This window comes from Streptomyces sp. NBC_00190, from assembly GCF_036203305.1.
GTDB lineage: Bacteria > Actinomycetota > Actinomycetes > Streptomycetales > Streptomycetaceae > Streptomyces.
Genome location: NZ_CP108131.1, coordinates 7,334,479 through 7,349,259 on the forward strand (window position 1 = coordinate 7,334,479; position 14,781 = coordinate 7,349,259).

The 14,781-nt window shown below is 69.6% G+C and carries 11 protein-coding genes and 2 pseudogenes; 8 read left to right on the plus strand and 5 right to left on the minus strand.

What is annotated here, in order from left to right:
- The first annotated feature begins 48 nt into the window (after positions 1-48).
- From OG429_RS33995 to sbnA, 4 genes are all read left to right on the plus strand, one after another.
- Positions 49-2,589 (plus strand): amino acid adenylation domain-containing protein, encoded by a 2,541-nt coding sequence (locus OG429_RS33995; protein ID WP_328929090.1) that lies wholly within the window; start codon positions 49-51, stop codon positions 2,587-2,589.
- Positions 2,586-3,608 (plus strand): TauD/TfdA family dioxygenase, encoded by a 1,023-nt coding sequence (locus OG429_RS34000; RefSeq protein ID WP_328929091.1) that lies wholly within the window; start codon positions 2,586-2,588, stop codon positions 3,606-3,608. Before OG429_RS33995 ends, OG429_RS34000 begins: the two co-directional genes overlap by 4 nt.
- A 71-nt stretch (positions 3,609-3,679) precedes the next feature.
- Positions 3,680-4,753, plus strand: a complete 1,074-nt coding sequence (sbnB, locus tag OG429_RS34005; protein WP_328929092.1) for a 2,3-diaminopropionate biosynthesis protein SbnB — start codon at positions 3,680-3,682, stop codon at positions 4,751-4,753.
- A gap of 15 nt (positions 4,754-4,768) precedes the next feature.
- Positions 4,769-5,746, plus strand: coding sequence for a 2,3-diaminopropionate biosynthesis protein SbnA (gene sbnA, locus OG429_RS34010; RefSeq protein ID WP_328929093.1), 978 nt, complete (start codon positions 4,769-4,771; stop codon positions 5,744-5,746).
- A 65-nt stretch (positions 5,747-5,811) separates the two neighbouring features.
- On the opposite strand, the gene OG429_RS34015 is transcribed toward sbnA, so the two are convergent.
- Positions 5,812-7,341, minus strand: a complete 1,530-nt coding sequence (locus tag OG429_RS34015) for an amino acid adenylation domain-containing protein (protein WP_328929094.1) — start codon at positions 7,339-7,341, stop codon at positions 5,812-5,814.
- A 117-nt stretch (positions 7,342-7,458) separates the two neighbouring features.
- Between OG429_RS34015 and OG429_RS34020 the strand changes: the two genes are divergently transcribed.
- Both OG429_RS34020 and OG429_RS34025 read left to right on the plus strand, forming a co-directional pair.
- The gene (locus tag OG429_RS34020) at positions 7,459-7,734 is read left to right on the plus strand and encodes an acyl carrier protein (protein ID WP_328929095.1); all 276 of its coding nucleotides are present in this window, start codon (positions 7,459-7,461) and stop codon (positions 7,732-7,734) included.
- Positions 7,731-9,020 carry a condensation domain-containing protein gene (locus tag OG429_RS34025; protein ID WP_328929096.1) on the plus strand — a complete coding sequence of 430 codons (1,290 nt, stop codon included), beginning with the start codon at positions 7,731-7,733 and terminating at the stop codon, positions 9,018-9,020. Before OG429_RS34020 ends, OG429_RS34025 begins: the two co-directional genes overlap by 4 nt.
- Before the next feature lie 105 nt (positions 9,021-9,125).
- Here OG429_RS34025 and OG429_RS34030 read toward each other — a convergent pair whose 3' ends face one another.
- The gene (locus OG429_RS34030) at positions 9,126-10,292 is read right to left on the minus strand and encodes an IS701 family transposase (RefSeq protein WP_443051318.1); all 1,167 of its coding nucleotides are present in this window, start codon (positions 10,290-10,292) and stop codon (positions 9,126-9,128) included.
- Between the two features lie 399 nt (positions 10,293-10,691).
- Here OG429_RS34030 and OG429_RS34035 point away from each other — a divergent pair.
- Positions 10,692-10,877, plus strand: a pseudogene (locus OG429_RS34035) (Chromate resistance protein ChrB); the annotation flags it as partial.
- Here the strand turns inward: OG429_RS34035 and OG429_RS41555 are convergent.
- Together OG429_RS41555 and OG429_RS34045 are read right to left on the minus strand one after the other, a co-directional pair.
- Complete coding sequence (locus OG429_RS41555; protein ID WP_405681305.1) at positions 10,808-11,305, minus strand: transposase; 498 nt, start codon at positions 11,303-11,305, stop codon at positions 10,808-10,810. The pseudogene OG429_RS34035 and the gene OG429_RS41555 overlap by 70 nt on opposite strands.
- Positions 11,306-11,494: 189 nt before the next feature.
- A complete protein-coding gene (locus OG429_RS34045; protein ID WP_328929098.1) occupies positions 11,495-11,791 on the minus strand; it encodes a hypothetical protein in 297 nt (98 codons plus the stop codon).
- A gap of 342 nt (positions 11,792-12,133) precedes the next feature.
- Between OG429_RS34045 and OG429_RS34050 the strand changes: the two are divergent.
- A pseudogene (locus OG429_RS34050) lies at positions 12,134-12,352 on the plus strand (transposase); the annotation flags it as partial.
- Between the two features lie 235 nt (positions 12,353-12,587).
- Here OG429_RS34050 and OG429_RS34055 read toward each other — a convergent pair.
- Positions 12,588-14,495, minus strand: coding sequence for a copper resistance CopC/CopD family protein (locus OG429_RS34055; protein WP_328929099.1), 1,908 nt, complete (start codon positions 14,493-14,495; stop codon positions 12,588-12,590).
- Positions 14,496-14,781: the final 286 nt, after the last annotated feature.

The window sequence follows — 14,781 nt, forward strand, 5'->3', positions numbered from 1 at the left end:
CGAGGCGAGGGCGCCCCTGGACCACCCTTTGGCAAAGGCACTGAACCGATGGGCACACCGACAGACGCCGACCCGCACCGCGGAGCGGCAATCGCGACCGCCATCCCACGATGGCGGCGGGAACCACTGCATGCCGATACGCCTACGACCGAGTACGCGTGCGACGTTCCCGCCGCTCTGGCCAGCGGACTCGAGGCCCTCGCGGACCGCCTCGGGGTCCCGGTCGCCTCCCTACTCCTGGCCGTCCACGCGAAGGTGCTGGCCTCGCTCTCCGGTGAACAGGACGTGCTGACCGGGTACATCGACCCGGGTTCCCCCACCGACACCGACACTGACAGCGACACCGCGCCGGAGCCGGCGCCCGTACTCGTGGCCGTGGCGGACGGGGGATGGGAGCAGCTGGTCCAGGCCGCCCGCCAAGCGGTGGGGCAGCCGACCCTCCCCCGGGGCCTCTACGAGGTGGTGCTCGACCTCTCGGCGCTGACCCACGAACAGCCCTTGCGCACACTGGAGTTCGAGGAGTCGATCGTCCTGCGCGTCGCCTTCTGTGGTGCATCGGAGGGAATGTGCCTGCGGCTGGCCGGCGACCCCGGCGTACTCGACCTTTCGTACGCGCAGCGCATCGCCGGGTACCTGATGACCGCCCTGGAGCGGCTGGTCGCCGACAGCACGGCCGAGCACCACACCCGGAACCTGCTTTCCGCCGACGAGTTCGCCTACCAGATCGACGGTCTGGCGGGTCCGAGCCGGGAGTTCCCGAACCGTCGTGCGCACGAGCTGATCGAAGAATGCGTACGCCGCCACCCCGACCGGATCGCCGCCGTACACGCCGGGACCACATGGACGTACGCCGAACTCAACCGCCGCACCAACCGCATCGCCCACGCACTCCTGAACCGCGGGCTGCGGAGCGAGGACGTGGTCGCCGTGGTCACCGAGCGCAATCTCGACTGGCTGGCCGCGGCACTCGCGGTCTTCAAGGCCGGGGGTGTCTACCTGCCGATCGAGCCGCACTTTCCCGCCGCCCGGATCGGCGCCATGCTCGCCCGCAGCGAGTGCCGGTTCGTGCTCACGGAGGCCGGTAGCACCACCACCCTCGACGAGGCGCTCGTGGCGTACCAGCCCGCGGCTTACCTCCTCATCGACGATGCCGTCGACGGGGCGGTGGACACCGACCCCGGCATACCGGTCGGCCCCGGCCAACTGGCCTACGTCTACTTCACCTCCGGCTCCACCGGGGAGCCGAAGGGGGCGATGTGCGAGCACGCGGGGATGCTCAACCACCTGCTCGCCAAGATCGAGGACCTGGACATCCGCCCGGGTCAGGTCGTCGCCCAGACAGCGCCCCAGTGCTTCGACATCTCCTTGTGGCAGCTGATCAGTGGCCTCCTGGTCGGCGCTCGGACCCTGATCGTCGGGCAGCGGGAGATCCTCGACATCCGGCGTTACGTCGACACCCTCGTCGACGGCGGGGTCGAGGTGCTCCAGGTCGTTCCGTCCTATCTGGAGGTCATGCTCAGCCACCTGGAGGAGGAGCCGCGTCCGCTGGGCCGGCTGCGCAGCGTCTCCACAACTGGGGAGGCTCTGAAGAAAGAGCTGACCGAGCGCTGGTTCGCGGCCTTCCCCGACATCAAGCTGGTCAACGCTTACGGCCTCACAGAGACGTCGGACGACACCAACCACGAGGTGATGGACCGGGTTCCGGTCCACGAGCGGGTGCCGCTCGGCTCGGCGGTCCGCAATGTGCGGGTGTACGTGGTCGACGAGCGGACGGAACCCGTCCCGCTCGGGGCGCCGGGCGAGATCGTCTTCTCCGGTGTGTGCGTGGGCCGTGGCTACATCAACGATCCCGAGCGTACGGCGACGGCGTTCGGCACGGACCCGCACCGGGTGGGGGAGCGGCTGTACCGCTCCGGCGACTTCGGCCGTTGGCTGCCGGAGGGCACCCTGGAATTCCTTGGTCGGCGCGATGCGCAGATCAAGATCCGGGGTTTCCGCATCGAGATCGGCGAGATCGAGAACCATCTGGTGCGCGTCGACGGGGTCCGCGACTCCGCCGTCGTCGTGGCACAGAGCGCGGACCAGGAGGAATACCTGGTCGCCTTCTACGCCTCGGACGCCCCCCTCGACCCGGACCTGCTGCGCCGGTCACTGGGGGAGTCCCTGCCCGCGTACATGGTTCCCCAGCTGTTCCACCACCGCGGGGCGCTGCCGCTGACCGCCAACGGAAAGATCGACAAGAAGACGCTGCGGCGGGAGGCGGCCGCCCCGGCCGCCCCGCCAGCAGGGGTGCCCGACCCCGGCCGGCCGACGGATTTCGGAGCGGACTGGACCGCGAGCGAGCTGCGGCTCGCCGAGGTCTGGGCGCGAGTGCTCAACATTCCCCTCGCGGACATCACCCGTGACATGAACTTCTTCGAGTCCGGTGGCACTTCGCTGTCCGCGGTCCGGGTCGGGGCCGCTCTCGGCGGCGCCGCACGCCTGGAGGACATCATCGGCCGCGCCGACCTCGCGAGCCTTGCCGTCGCCATCGACGAGCACGTCCAGCAGGCGGAGAAGCAGGAAGAGAAGAAGGAAGAGAACGCATGACCGATGTCGAACAGGCCGGCTCGGAACGGCTCGGCCTGGAACTGGCCCCGGGCAAGCCGGCGATCCTGCGGGTCGACTCAGTCGCCCCCGCCGATCTGGGGGACTGGACGCAGGAGTACCGGGCGGCCCTGGAGGCCGCGCTGCTGGTGCACGGCGCCGTACTGATCCGAGGCCTCGACGTGCGCGACGCCGCTTCCCTCGCCCTGGTCGGGGACAAGCTGTCGGGCGGTACGGTCGCACACGAGACGGAGGCGTTCGCCCGCCGCCGGCCGCTCGGCGGACCGGTGGTCTCCTCCCTGGAATGGCCGCCCGATCAGCCGATGTGCATGCACCACGAGCTGAGCTACGCGCTGGAGTTCCCCAGGCTGCTGACGATCGGCTGCTTCACGCCGCCCTCCCAGGGCGGGATCACCGGCCTCGCCGACGGCCAAGCCGTGCTCGACGCGCTGCCGGATGCGCTCGTCGAACGGTTCGTGGAGGTGGGCTGGACGCTGGTCCGCTCGTACAACAGCCTGGTGGGTGTGCCCTGGCAGGAGGCGCTCGCCGCCGCCGACGAGGCCGCCGCCGAGAAGTACTGTGAGGCCCATGGCATCGACTTCGCCTGGCAGCCGGACGGGAGCCTGCGGACGGCCCAGCGGCGCTCCGCCGTCATCCACCACCCGCTGACCGGCAAGCGCGTCTGGTTCAACCAGGTCGCCTTCCTCAACGAGTGGACGATGGAGCCGTCGATCCGCGAGTTCCTGGTGGCGCAGTTCGGTGCGGACGGGCTTCCCTTCAACACCCGCTACGGCGACGGTTCGCCGATCGAAGCGGCCACCGTGCAGATCCTCAACGAGGTCTACGAGGCGGCCACCCTGCGGGAGCCCTGGCAGGCAGGGGACGTGCTCCTGGTCGACAACATCCGTATGGCGCACAGCCGGGAGCCCTACCAGGGGCAGCGTGAGATCGGCATGGTGCTCGGCGCCCCCGTCCGTCTCGCGGCCTGCTCCCCGACGCATCACCCCGCCGCGCGCCCCTGACGCCGGCCCGCTCGGTCGCGCGCACGTGCGTACGTCCTCCCACCACTTTCCGACACGGAGCCACCCACCCTATGAACGCATCCATACCTCCCTTCGCCGTTGTCACCGGCTCACAGGTCCACGATGTCCTCGCGGGCCGGGAGCAGCACGTCATCGAGCTGATCGAGGAGGCCTACCGGGTGCATGGCGAGGGCGACTCGGTCAACCCGCCGTCGTACTTCCTGCGCTTCCCCGACCGCCCCACATCGCGGATCATCGCCTTGCCCGCGTCCATCGGCGGCGACACCCAGATCGACGGAATCAAGTGGATCTCCAGCTTCCCGGAGAACATCCACTCGGGCATCCCGCGAGCCTCGGCCGTCGCCGTGCTGAACGATCGGGCGACCGGCTACCCGATCGCCTGTATGGAGAGCTCCATCATCAGCGCGGCGCGCACCGCCGCGTCCGCCGCCCTCGCCGCCGACTGGCTCACCCGGGGTCGCGGCGACGGCCGCCCGCGCCGGGTCGGCTTCTTCGGGACGGGCTTCATCGCGCGCTACATCCACGGCTACCTCGCGGGCGCGGGCTGGTCCTTCGACGAGATCGGCGTTCACGACCTCGACATCGAGCACGCCAACAGCTTCCGCTCGTACCTGGAGCGCACCGGCGCCGGCACGCCCACCGGCGGGCGGGTCACGGTGTACGAGAGTGCCGAGGAGCTGATCCGTTCCTGCGACCTCCTGGTGTTCGCCACTGTCGCGGGAGCGCCGCACGTCACCGACACCACCTGGTTCGCGCACAACCCGGTGGTCCTGCACGTATCGCTGCGGGACCTGTCGCCCGAGATCGTGCTGGAGTCGGTCAACGTGGTCGACGACATCGAGCACTGCCTGAAGGCCGACACCTCGCCGCATCTGGCCGAACAGCTGGTGGGACACCGCGACTTCATCGACGGCACGCTGTACGACGTCATGTCGGGAAAGGTCACCGTGCCCACCGGCCGGCCCGTCATCTTCTCGCCGTTCGGACTCGGAGTCCTCGACCTGGCGGTCGGCAAGCACGTCTACGACACGGTCAGCGCGCTGGGTGAACTGAACGTCATCGAGAACTTCTTCCACGAGACCAGCCGCTACGGCTCCGACTCGGCACGAGGCGACGATGAGTGAGACGGGGTGGCCGCGTTGCCGATAATCACCTCTCCCCAGGAGTTCAACACGGAGGACCTGTACGTCGACCTCCGGCCGGTCATCGGCACCGAACTGCTCCTCAAGTGCGAGGGGTTCAACTTCGCCGGCTCCATCAAACTGAAGGCCGCCGCGGCGATGGTGGAGCAAGCCGAGCGGTCGGGACTGCTCCACCACGGATCCGTGCTGGTCGAGTCCTCTTCGGGCAACCTCGGAGTGGCCCTGGCCATGATCGCCGCGAACAAGGGCTACCGGTTCCTCTGCGTGACCGACACCCGGTGCAACCTCGGCACGCGGCGGCTGATGGAGACGATGGGCGCCGAGGTCTACACCGTCACACAGCCTGACGCGGAGGGCGGATATCTGGCCGCCCGGCTGGACCACGTACGTCGGTTGTGCGCCTCGGACGCCCGCTACGTCTGGCTGAACCAGTACACGAACGTCAACAACTGGGAGGCACACCACCGGACCACCGCGCCCGCCATCGCCGAGCGGTTCCCCGGCCTGGACGTGCTGTTCGTAGGAGCGGGAACCACCGGCACGCTGATGGGATGCGCCAGGTACTTCCGGGCTCGGGGGCGGCCGGTGACCATCGTGGCCGTCGACGTGGAGGGATCGGTGACCTTCGGCGGCCCCGCGCGGGCCCGGATGATCCCCGGGCTCGGCGCCGGCGTCCGGCCCCAGTTGCTGGATCGCTCGTACCTCGACGACGTGGTGATCGTCTCGGAGGCCGAGACGATCCGGATGTGCCGCCGGTTCGCCCGGAGCGGCTACCTCTTCGGAGGTTCCACGGGCACGGTCGTCGCCGGGGCCCAGCGCTGGCTGGCCAGGTACCGCCCCGACACGCCGGTCACCGCCGTGGCGATCTCGCCGGACCTCGGCGAGCGCTATCTGGACACGGTGTACCAGAAGTCGTGGGTCGACGACGTGTACGGCGACGCCGTCTACGACGCGGACCAGGCGGAAGTGCGCTGACCGTCCCCAGGGGCGGCCGGGCGCACCCCCGCCGGTCCGGCGCGGATCCGGTCAGCGGGCGCCGGTCAGTGGGCGCCGGCCGGCTCCTGCGCGGAGGCCCGGGCAGTCAGCAGCCGGCGGTCGACCTTGCCGTTGGGATTGCGGGGCAGTGACGGCAGCCGGTGGACGGCGCCGATGATCGAATGCCGGGGAAGCTGCTGCGCGCAGTGCTTCTTGAGATCGAGCAGGGAGGGATCATGTCCGTCGGCGACGACGATGAACGCGACGATGTGTGCGTCGATGCCGGCGTCGGCCACCACGGCCGCCGCCTCGTCGACCCCGTCGTGGCTCTGCAGCACCGCCTCTACCTCACCGAGTTCGATGCGGTTGCCGCGTACCTTGACCATCACATCGCGCCGTCCGACGAAATCGAAACTGCCGTCCTCCAGCACGAGCGCGATGTCGCCGGTCGCGTACGTACGGTCGGTCACCGGCGAACGTCCCCAGTAACCCAGCATCACCCCCGGACCGCTGACCACCAGCTCGCCCTCCTCGCCGGGCCCCGCCTGCTGCCCGTCCTCGCGCAGCGCGACCACGGTGTTCCCGCAGACACCGCTGCCGATCCCGACGGGACGCACCCGGTCGGCGGGGATCACGCCGACGTCGTGGGCGGTGGAAATGATGGTCTCGGCGGGCCCGTAGAGATTCGTGAACCGAATGTGCGGAAGATGCGCCCGAAGCTCACGCAGCGGGCCGATGGGGAAGGGCTCGCCCGCGAACATCAGGCTGCGCAGCGCCGGCGCATCCGTCTCCAGCAGCTCGCCGTGGCGCATCATCAACAGGAGCGCGGCAGGAACCGAATACCATACGGTGATCTCGCGGTCCACGAGAAAGCGGACCAGCCCTTTCGCGGAGTAAGCGGTCTCCTGCGGAACCAGGTGGACGGAAGCGCCGACGGTGAAGGGCGCATAGATGTCGTTCACCGACAGATCGAAATGGAACGGTGCGTGATTCGCGTACCGGTCCCCGGGCCGCGCCTGCTGGGCCTCGGCGACCCAGGAGATGAAGGCCCAAGCCGTGTTGTGGCTGTGACAGACGCCCTTGGGTTCGCCGGTGGACCCCGAGGTGTAGAGGATGAAGGCGAGATCGTCGCCGTCGGCCGCAGGCCCGGGCAGCACCACCTCCGGTGCTTCGGCCCCCGCCGCGGGCAGCCGCGACCAGGGCGTTCCGTCCGGCCACGACGACAGCACGGGCGTGTCCGCGATGGCCGCGAAACCGGCCACCGACGCGTTCCGGTCAGGGGTCGTGACCAGGGCGGCAGGCGCGAAGTCGGCCGTCAGTCCGGCGATCCGCTGTGCCGGGGACTGCGGGTCGAGGGGTACGTAGGCGGCCCCGAGCCGCAGCACGGCCTGCATCGCGGCGATGGCGGCCACCGACTTGTCGAGCCAGATCCCGACCCGGTCGCCGGCGCGTACGCCCCGGCCCGCCAGGGCGAGGGCGAGTTCGTCGGCCAGCGCGTCCAGCCGGCCGTAGCTCGCCTGGCCGTCCGGCGCGGAGACCGCCAGGGCCTCGGGGGTGCGGCGGGCCGTGTCCCGGACGAGTTCGTGGAGCAGCATGAGACTTCGGTCTCCTCTTCAGTCCAATGTGATCGATTTCGGCGGCCGTAGCCTGTTCGGCGGTCCTTGGAAAGTCAATCAGCAGTGTCCATTCATGTCAGGTACGAGGAGATGCACATGCCGGCGCAGGAGATGACCGATACGGTCGAGCCCGTCAGGGATTTCGTCAAGAAGTTCATCACGGAAGAATTGCTGAAAGGGCAGGAAGAAGTGGAAGATGATACTCCGCTGATTGAATGGGGAATCCTCGATTCGCTCTCCGTCGCCCGGCTCGGTGGATCCATCGAGAAGCATTTCGATGTCGTCATCCTCGGAGAGACACCCATAGCGGAGAAGTTCCGAACCGTGGACACGATTTGCGCCTTCGTCTCGGAACTGAGGGTCGCCCGATGACCGCGGAACTGCCCCTCTCTCTGGCGCAGACCGGGGTGTGGCTCGCGCAGCAGCTCAACCCGGACGAGCGCTCGTTCAACATCGCCGAGTACTGCGACATCGAGGGCCCCGTCGACCCGGTGCTGTTCGAAGCGGCGCTGCGCGAGGTCGTGGCCGCCACCCCCGCCCTGCGCGCCCGTTTCGGCATCGGCGCGGAGGGCCTGTGCCAGTACATCGACGACACGGTCGACGTGACCTTGCACTGCTTCGACCTCGTGGACGAACCGGACCCGCGCGCCGCGGCCGAACGCTGGATGGCCGACAACCTGGCCGAGGAGTACGACCTGGCTACGGGCCCGCTCTTCACGTGGGCGCTGTTCGCGATCGGGCCCGAGCGCACCCTCTGGTACCGGGCGGCGCACCACGTGGCCGTCGACGGCTTCGCTTTCGCACTGATCGCCTCCCACGTCGCGGACGTCTACACCGCGCTGGCCACCGGTGCCCCCCGCAGCCCCCGTCCGCCGGGCACCTTGGAACAGGCCATCGCCGCCGACACCGCCTACCAGGCCGGGGAGGAGTTCGCGCAGGACCGTCGGTTCTGGCTCGACCGGATGGCCGGGTGGGGAGAGGTGGTCGCCCTGACCGACTGGCACCCCACCCGCACCCAGGCCTCCCACCGCGAATCCGGCCACCTCGCACCCGCGGACCTCGATGCCCTGCGCTCGGCCGCCCGCGACCTGGACGTCACCTGGCCGGAGGTCGTCATGGCCGCCGTCGCCGTCTGGCTCCACCGTGCGACCGGAGTCCGGGACCTGGTCGTCGGCCTGCCGGTCACCGCACGCACGGAACCCCTGCTGCGGCGCGTCCCGGCCATGTTGACCAATGTGGTCCCGCTGCGCTTCGAGCTGAGCCCGGAACTCGACTTCGCCTCGGTTGCGGCCCAGGCCTCGGACCGTCTACGGGAGGCAATGGCGCACCAGCGCTATCCGCAGGAGCGTCTGGTGCGGGAGCTTCCCGCCCTGCCCGGTGGCAGAAGGCAGTTCGGCCCCGACATCAACATCATGTCCTTCAACTACGGCCTCGGATACGGGGGACACCCCGCCACGGTGCACAACCTGCGCCCGGGCCCCGTCGACGACCTGACCGTCAACGTGTACGACCGCATGGACGGCCACGGCCTGGACATCGTGCTCGACGGCAACGCGGAGCTGTACGCCTCCACCGAGATCGCTGCCCATGTCGCGGACCTCGTCTCGCTGCTGTCCTCGGTCGCCGGACTCCTTGAGGCGGATTCCATCACGTCCTGAGCGGGCCGCACGCGCGCGATCCAGGGCGCGGGTCGATTTCGCACAGGGCGGCGCGCACCGGCGAGCCGCAGAGGGGGAAGCCGCAGTTTGGCGCCCTGTCGGTACTCAGGCGAGGCCCTGCCCGGCCGACACCCCGGTTTCCGACAGGCAGCGCGCCGCGTGCGCCACCGAAGCCATCGTCACGTGCCGGTGCCACCCTGACAGTGAACGCCCCGCGAAGTCCCGCAGCCCCACCTCCTGCGCGCTGCGGGCCGAGGTCGCCGACACCCGGCCCATGTGCTTCGTCAGCCGTAGCAGCGCGGCCGGGGTGAGCGGCGCGGGCTGGGTGAGGTCGGTGAGCCACAGCTGCGAGGGCGCGCGGTGTCCGTCGGTCCATTCGCCCAGCAGGGTCAGATGCCGGCGCCGCGCGGGCGCGGGGTCCGGCATCATCACCCGTACGGCGGCCACCAGTGTGGTGCGCGGCCGTCCCGGGTGTATCGGGTCGGCCCATTTGACGGGGGTGCGGAGCGTCCTCACCTTCTGCAGCACCTCCGAGGCCGTCACGGCACCCGCACCGTGGCCGGGCAGCGCCGGGTCGGTCACCAGCAGCCGCGCGTCCGGGCTGACCCGGGCCAGTACCGGAAGTCTCGCATCGGCGAAACGATTCATCGTGGAGCGGGTGCCGATGTTCTGAATGTCCAGCAGTACCGGCCGCGGAGGCAGCCCGACCTGCCGCGCAGCCTCCAATATGCCGGTCACCGCGCACTCTTCGTAGGTCTCCCCGAAGCCGTCGCCCTCCTCCTCCGGGAGGTGTAGCCGCCACCCCACCGGGGTGACCACATCGGCCGACGTGAACCAGATTCCGAAGGCCTGCTGCCCCCGGAACATCTGCGCGCGCTGCGGGTCGTACTGCCGCCCCACTCCGACGGAGTGCTCCCCGCCCTTCGGGATCGCCATGGGCTGGACCACCCACGCGGTCAACGGGCAGGACTGCTCCAGATACTGGGAGAGCGCGGTACGGATCGGCCGCCAGTCCCAGGTGGACCCGGCGATGAAATGGTGCAGGCTCTGATCGGTGGCGGCCCCTCCGATCTGCTGCGCGATGTTCCGGATCGACTTGCGGCCGGGGGTCGCGAGCAGCCCCTGTACGTATTGCAGTCCCTTCTCCCGCTGGTCCCGGCGCCGTAGCGAGGTCAAGACCGCTCCGCACAGATCCTCCGCCGCCTCGTGGACGCGGCTGCCCGGTGCGGCGTAGGCGCCGGCACCGGGACGGGGCCGTGGACGATTCTGCAGATGGCTCCTGTGGGTGGTGCTGCTCACGCTCTTCCCCTTAAAGCATTGTGAGTTTCTCTTCACGACCCCGGTGCCGACGTGTTCTGCCTCGTGGTGCCCCTTGGCCCCGAGCGCCGTCGGCCGGGATGAAACGAGGGATGATGGTCGGTCAACCAGTCGTTTCTGAGCGGTCGTTGCCGGTCCGTTTCGGGCAGGCTGGTGATCGCTGGGACGAGACCCTAGTGGCTACGACCTGCGGAATCAACCATGGTTGATCGGCCACATCTGTAGTTGATTTCCGGAGGGTGTCCGTCTAGGTTCTTGTTGGGTCCAGCATCCGAACACCCGGGCCCGTCGCCTTCGGAGCGTCTGATCGCCGGGCGGAGGTCGTGGAAGGAGGGGCGCTCGGGGAGCCGTCAGGTGACCTGGAAGTTGCCCATCATCGCCGGGCGCGACACCGCGTACGGCGAAGTCGTCGAGCGAGCCCCCGAACTCCTCACGGAGCTGAAGCAGGAGACCGCCCGGGGCAACGCCACCTACGCCGAGGTAGAGGAGTCCGAGGCCGACCTCGAACGCTTCGGCAAGTGGCTGGCCCTGCGCTCCGTCGTACGGCGATCCGGAATCGACGCGGTACGCGCCCAATGGCCCGGCACCGACGACGGCTTCGCCGCCCTGGCCCGTCTGATCGGATTCCACCGCGCGGGCAACACGCCCCGAGCCGACTGCGACCCGCACAGTGCAGGCCCTCGGGGCCGCTCGGGGCCGGAGCGGCGCCCGTCGCGCATCACTCCGCGGCTGGGGGCCGAGGCCTCGAACTTCGAGCCGTCGACGGCGAGCACAGCCACCTCGACCAGGCCGGCCTCGGCGCAGAGGCCGAGCACCTGGCCGAAGAGGTGGGCGAGGGCCTCCGGGTGGCGGACCCGGAAGCGGGCGATCGTCCGTCGTCGGGGGGCCTGGTGTGCGCAGATCGCCCTGAAGGCGACGTTCTCGCGGCCGCGGCGCTCGATCCCGCGCGAGGCGAGCAGGGGGAACATCGTCTTCGGCTCGTGGGCAGCCCGGCCGTGCCCGTCGGAGCGATAGGCGCCGCTGTCAGTCGCGCAGGTCAGGGGCTGCAGGGCTGCAGCAGCGGTCGGTCTCGATCGCAGGTGAGGAAGTTCTGTGGCTTGCCAGATGGTCCCCAACGGCCTGGACAGCGCAGGTTTGTGTGACAGCCTTCTTGAGAATCAGGTGCCAGAGTTGTCGACGAACCCCACGATATCGAGGTATTCGATTTTGGGCCGGACGCCATAAATCCCCGTCACCTTGTCGACGAGCTCCTCCGTGAAGAAGGAGCGGCCTTTCTCCTCGTCATCCCACACGTAGAAGTTCTTTGCCTGAACGCCGTCTTCGTCGAGCATGAAGCTCTTGAAGCGAAGGCCGGCCATGCCTTCGAACGGTCCGCGGAGTTCGCCGGCAACCTTTGCGAGAGTTGAACGATCGAACTTGTCGGTCTGCGTGAAAGTCACGAGCACGCCGATCATCGGGCCTCCTATCGATTGGGTGAGCAACGGTCGATCGAGTGATGCTAGCGGCGGATCCTAGTACACGCGGCCGGAAATTCTGGTCGTTGGGCCGCGAGTCGGAGGTGCGGCTCGCGGTCGGCGATGCGGGCCAGGAGGGCGTCAGGATTTGCATGTGTGAACGCCCGCTCGGAGGGGTGGGTGATTTGGCGCACATCGTTCCGGCCAATACGTGCGGCCGCGCCTACCTGGCACGTATCGGGTCGTGATCAATTTGCGGGATTTTGCCCTCGCTCCGAGGTCTGATCCGGTAGGTCATCTTGCGTGACGCGAGTACAACTGACCAACCAATAGTGGGAGTTCATTGGGCCGTACCTGCCGATTGGTGAATATGGCCCGTACCCCGAGCGGTTGCGCCAGAGTTCGAGGGCGTGATCTGGCGGTTCAAGACGGGCGGGCAGTGGCGGGAGATGCCGCAGGAGTTCGGCGCCTGGCCGACCGTCTCCCATCGCTTCCCGGGGTGGCGGCGGCGACGGCGTGTTCGAGGCCCTGCTGGAGGGACTGATCGCAGGGTCGCACCGGCCGCCGTGGGCTGCACGGATGCCGCGGCATCGGGTCCGGTACCTCCGCCGCAACCGGCGATCAGCAGCGCGCAGGCGGCGGCCAGGACGGGAGCGATGAGTACGCCGCGCAGCCGCACACCGGCGTTACGGATGGGGACCGGCTGGGGTGCATGAGTGATGTGTGCATGGCCCGTTGGGGCCTCGCGCACGGAGCCCTCCGTGGCCGGGCGCATGGGCCATCGCCACCGTGGTGGCTACGTGATGCGCACGGTCCCGTGCACGGTGACCTGGTCGATATCGGAGGTGCGCACCGTGAGGTCGATGGCCCACTCACCGGGCATGGGTAGCCGCAGGTCGTATGCGGCCCAGTACCCCTTCTGGTTGTTGAGCTTGGCGTCGAGCGGGCCGATTCCCAGGTCGCGCTGGGTGAGCGTGAGGCGGAGTTCGGGAACGGTGGCGAGGCCGCCGTCCGCGGTGTACACGACGGCTTCGACCGTGTTCTCGCCGACGCGTCCAGGGGCCAGCGTGATCTGGACCTCGCCGCGGTGGTTGGCCGTCCCCATGTCGAACGGAAGCGTGACCACCTTCACCTGCGGCTTCTGCACGATGGCCACAGAGGCGCCCTCGGCGGCTGCTGCGCGGCTGGGTTGGGTGCCGGTGAGCAAGGTGGTGATCGCCAGGACCACCACACCGAGTACGGCTTCGGCCGCCACGTTGCGGCGTAGGCTGCGGCGGTACCGTGCGGCCTCCGCGACGGGCGGCCCGACGGCATCGCCCGCCCGGCCTTCGGCGGGGGCATCGGGCCCCCTGCTCAGGCCCGTCACCTCCGGGGGCCCGGGCGCGCCGACCATCTGCGCCACTCTCACCTCCTCGGGCACGGGCGCCCTCGGTGTCTCCGCGGCCGGCACCGGTTCGTGGAGGAGGCGGGCGGTCCACCGGCGGGAGAAGGACGCCACGTACAGCACGAGCACCACGACGGCGACCTTCACGATGAGGGTCCTGCCGTACGACGTGGTGGTCAGCGCCTCCCATGAACCGACCTGTCGCCAGGACTGGTACACCCCGGTGCCGACCAGAACGGCGACCGCGGTGAAGGCCAGCGTCGAGAAGCGGCCCACCGCGGACGCGGGGACGTCGTGGCCGCCGGCCCCTCGGTCTCGCAGGGCGATCACCAGCGTGACCAGGCCGCCCAACCAGACTCCCATGGCCAGCAGATGGAGCGCGGCGACCGGAACGGCAAGCGGCACCTGGAGCCCGGCGGAGGCGTGTTCGGCGGCGGCCCAGGTGAACGCCAGGCCCGCGGCGAGCACCGCCCCGGCCAGGCGGACCCGGGCCCCGGGATCAGGCGGCTGCGATCCGTCATCATGGCGGGCGAGTGGCACGGCCGGGCGCCACAGCATCACCGCGGCAGCCACGAGCAACAGCGCGAGCCGTGCGATCAGTGCGACCCCGGGCCTCCCGGTGGCGGTTCGGCCCAGCTGAGCCAGGTCGAACGCCGACGTCAGCCGGTCCGCCGTCTCGTACGGGCCGCGCAGGAGGAGCAGGGCCACGGTGGCCACTGCCAGGGTCGCCCACCCGGCAACCAGCAGCCGCCGTACCGGGCGAAGCTCAGCTGCCGCGGGCCAGCACACGAGGATGAACGCGGCCGCACCCACGAGGAGGGCGAGGCCGCTGTAGGCGACGTAGCGGAAGAAGCCGTAGAGGCGGCCGACTGCCGAGTCGTCCGGTGAGCCCGTCGCCACCGCGGCGGCAGTCTCGGAGGGCTTGCCGATGGAGAAGGTGAACGCGCCCGAGATCGGGTGGCTGTCGGCGGAGACGACCCGCCAGGCCACCGTGTAGGTGCCCTGGGGCAACTTGTCGGACAGCTCCACCCGGGCTGTGTTCCCCTTGCCGTCGGCATGCTGTGCAGGGCGGGGGTTCACGCGTTCGTTCGCCGGTGACAGCACCCTGAGTGCGTCGTCGGGGAAGCTCACCGACTCGGTGAACGTGAGCGTGACCTGGCGGGGCGGTGTGTCGAGGACGGCTCCGTCCGCGGGATCGGATCCGCTGAGAGCGGTGTGTGCGAGGGCGGGGCCGGCCCCGCCGAGCAGCAGGGCGAGTACGGCGCCGACCAGTGCCAGGACGGTCAGCGGCTTCCTGGCAGGAGTTGAGCCTGTGTGCATGACGGGCGGTCTCCGGGGTGGCGGTCGTGAGCGGGGGCCATGGCCACCCGGGACTCGATCGTGCGGAGGGGCAGTCGGACGGTGTGGCTCACGGGAGGCGACACGGCGGACTCAGGCAGGGCAGGGACTGATGACGAGATGGCGACCATAGTGCTGCCGGACGGGGGACTGAGCCGGTTGCGCAACTTCGGCTAAAGCCGGGTACCGGAGTCTCGGATCGGGCGTTCTCCCTGTACATTGCATCCGCTGTTCGGGCCGGGCTCCGGTTCTCCCGGCGGGCCGGCGC

What these genes read in the sequence shown, in the direction of transcription:
- OG429_RS33995 (WP_328929090.1), top strand. Translation starts at nt 49, where the DNA reads ATGGGCACACCGACAGACGCCGACCCGCACCGCGGAGCGGCAATCGCG.
- OG429_RS34000 (WP_328929091.1), top strand. Translation starts at nt 2,586, where the DNA reads ATGACCGATGTCGAACAGGCCGGCTCGGAACGGCTCGGCCTGGAACTG.
- sbnB (WP_328929092.1), top strand. Translation starts at nt 3,680, where the DNA reads ATGAACGCATCCATACCTCCCTTCGCCGTTGTCACCGGCTCACAGGTC.
- OG429_RS34015 (WP_328929094.1), bottom strand. Translation starts at nt 7,341, where the DNA reads ATGCTGCTCCACGAACTCGTCCGGGACACGGCCCGCCGCACCCCCGAG.
- OG429_RS34020 (WP_328929095.1), top strand. Translation starts at nt 7,459, where the DNA reads ATGCCGGCGCAGGAGATGACCGATACGGTCGAGCCCGTCAGGGATTTC.
- OG429_RS34025 (WP_328929096.1), top strand. Translation starts at nt 7,731, where the DNA reads ATGACCGCGGAACTGCCCCTCTCTCTGGCGCAGACCGGGGTGTGGCTC.
- OG429_RS41555 (WP_405681305.1), bottom strand. Translation starts at nt 11,305, where the DNA reads ATGTTCCCCCTGCTCGCCTCGCGCGGGATCGAGCGCCGCGGCCGCGAG.
- OG429_RS34045 (WP_328929098.1), bottom strand. Translation starts at nt 11,791, where the DNA reads ATGATCGGCGTGCTCGTGACTTTCACGCAGACCGACAAGTTCGATCGT.
- OG429_RS34055 (WP_328929099.1), bottom strand. Translation starts at nt 14,495, where the DNA reads ATGCACACAGGCTCAACTCCTGCCAGGAAGCCGCTGACCGTCCTGGCA.